Source organism: Vallitalea maricola (genome assembly GCF_036985595.1).
Taxonomy (GTDB): Bacteria; Bacillota; Clostridia; order Lachnospirales; family Vallitaleaceae; genus Vallitalea; species Vallitalea maricola.
Map to the genome: position 1 here is coordinate 1 of NZ_BTPU01000131.1, position 2,771 is coordinate 2,771.

Genomic DNA, 2,771 nt, shown 5'->3' on the forward strand with positions numbered 1-2,771 from the left:
TTGTTTTTGTAAAAACAATAAATATTCAAGATATCAAAGAAGAAGAAAAAAATGAATATGAAAATGATGAAGATGAAAAATTGACTTCATTCTCTATTCTGAAACAACGAAAATCTGTATTAATTCAACTGATAGTATTTATATTTGCAGCTTTTATATACGAACAATGGAGTTTTTCAGTACCACTATATATGGAAACTTTATTTCTAGAAAAAGGAGGAAAATACTTCGGTTTTATATCTAGTTTTAATGGATTGGTTGTAATAATTTTCACACCATTGATGACCTGGTTATTAAAATCATTGGATGAATTACAGAAAGTGATTATAGGTATATTTTTATACTCATTTAGTTTTCTAATCATAAGGGATTCACCAGCATATCCTTTGTTCTTTATAATGATGTTTGCCTTTACTCTAGGTGAAGTCATTAATATGTTAGGAGCATCACCTTACTTAAGTAGAAGGATTCCAGCATCTCATAGAGGAAGAATCAATAGCTATCGTAATATTGGTGCTTTCATAGGAGCAGTTGGAGGACGTGTATTGATGGGATGGCTTATTGATGCTTTTTCATATTCTGTAGCCTTTACTGTAGTTACTTGCGTAGGAGCTGTAATTGTAATTATTGTAGCATATAACTATAAGTTGGATAAAAAAATATTCCCATTGCTGTATAAGGAAGATAATGAATAATAATTTAATATTAAAATCAATTATTTCAAAAGTTGTATAATTTATATATGGGTTGACTAAAACTAAACACATAGGTTATTATAAACATAATTGGTTTCACCAATAAAATGTAGACTAGAGGAGATTTAATTATGAAAGATAAAGTAGAACAAGTATTAGATCAAGTTCGTCCAGGATTACAAAGTGATGGCGGCGATGTACAATTAGTAGAAGTAACAGAAGACGGTATTGTAAGAGTAGAATTACAAGGCTCATGTAAAGGATGTCCATTTTCTCAATTAACAGTTAAGAATTTTATTGAGAAAGCCCTAAAAGAGCAAATACCTGAAATCAAAGAAGTCCAAGCAGTAAACTAGTAAATTAAAGGTAATACATTTTAACTAGTTTGAACTGCCCAATATGTTAACAAAACCTTAGAGATCAATATTAAATTGTATTTCTAGGGTTTATTTATATTAAAGAAACTCAATACATGTCATACCGAGTGTAGGTAGTATAGAGGAATATGGAGCAGTGAGCCATGGACGGCGAACTCAGCTTTTTAAACACGGACGTTTAACTAGCTGACGAAATATTCCCCTATACTACCTACACGACCGTTCACCATTACATTTATTAAATTTAAAATTAGACATCCAATACTATTATATGGTAATATTATTAATGGATAATCATAAGTAACAAGATAGGAGGATGAGTATGCAGTATAATCCATCATTACCAGTATATATTCAAATAAAAGAAGATATAATAAGAAAAATACGATTGGGAATTTGGAAAGAAAACGAAAAAATTCCATCAGAATTGAAACTAATGGAAGAATATCATTCAGGACGTGGAACAGTAAGAGAAGCTATTAAGTTAATTATAGACGAAGGCTATTTATATATAAAAAAAGGTATTGGAACTTTTGTTGCTCAAAGAGAAGTAGGAATATCTATTGAACCATTTGTGAGTTTAACATATTTCATTAAGATGCGAGGTTTGAACATAAGCACTAAAATACTAGATAAAAAAGAAATTATAATAGATGCAGATCTAGCTGAAAAAACAGGTATAAAAGAAAATACAAAATGCCTATTTGTAAAACGACTCAGGATGATGGAGGGGCGACCTATTGGACTAGAAGTCTTTCATTTTGTTTATGAAGAAGAGAACTTTTTCCAAGATTTTGATTTTGAAAATGGTATATCACATTACTTATTTGAAGAACTGAAGGTTTCTGTAACCAAGATGAATATGGATCTGGAAATTGTAAAAGCTGTAGGCGAAGAAAAAGAACTGCTACAATTAAATGATGACAGTAAAATGATGATCTCTAATAGAGTTGTCTATGTGAATGATAAAAAAGATATACTCTATCATTTGAAATTCTATTGTGGAGAAAAACTCAGTAAAATAGGTATGGATAATTTTGTATAGAAAAATCTATATTGTGAGGATAGATTTATAAAAATAAAGCTGTTTGGTAATATATTTTATTAGCACTGACATAAAATATATATTAGACAGCTATTTTACTTTTATAGAATACTTAATTTTCAACTCTTAGGAGGTATTCCATAATAACCTGTTGTAGAATCTTTAAAGAAATCACACTGCAAAGGTCTAAACGTAAAAAGAGTAATTACCAAAAACAAAAATATAAAAATATAAAAACCTATAAGATTTTTGCATTTGCTTCGTTTTGGAGATTTTAATATTAGATAACTTACCAATTGACCAACAAAAGCTCCAATAATAAATGTTGCTATATGAAGTACCATTTCACCTTTACCAAAAATGCACTCATATAGGAATATCAATAAATAAGTAGTTGCAATAAAAACTAGTGAGGATATAGTTTTTGCGAATACAAAATTATTAACATCATATCTTATGAAAAAATATTCAATGATACTTACTAAAATAACCGGGTAAAACATTATTTTGATATGTTCCCACTGGCTTTCATTAACTGGACTGAATATTCCTATAAACGTACATTCGGTCCATTCATATAAGAAGTGAAATAAACTTCCAACAAGTATTACTGCAATTGCGGATACAATTTCAGCTATAATAAGCTTTTTATGG

4 protein-coding genes are annotated in these 2,771 nt (G+C 29.1%); 3 read left to right on the forward strand and 1 reads right to left on the reverse strand.

What is annotated here, in order from left to right:
• The 3 genes from AACQ14_RS23505 to AACQ14_RS23515 all read left to right on the forward strand — a co-directional run.
• The coding region (locus AACQ14_RS23505) for an MFS transporter (protein WP_339365984.1) at positions 1-695 on the forward strand (695 nt) is incomplete at its 5' end.
• Between the two features lie 131 nt (positions 696-826).
• Positions 827-1,051, forward strand: a complete 225-nt coding sequence (locus AACQ14_RS23510) for a NifU family protein (RefSeq protein ID WP_113675960.1) — start codon at positions 827-829, stop codon at positions 1,049-1,051.
• A gap of 343 nt (positions 1,052-1,394) precedes the next feature.
• Positions 1,395-2,117 (forward strand): GntR family transcriptional regulator, encoded by a 723-nt coding sequence (locus AACQ14_RS23515; protein ID WP_339365985.1) that lies wholly within the window; start codon positions 1,395-1,397, stop codon positions 2,115-2,117.
• Positions 2,118-2,236: 119 nt separating this feature from the next.
• Here AACQ14_RS23515 and AACQ14_RS23520 read toward each other — a convergent pair.
• A partial coding sequence (locus AACQ14_RS23520; protein ID WP_339365986.1) for a DUF6512 family protein occupies positions 2,237-2,771 on the reverse strand: 535 nt, incomplete at its 5' end.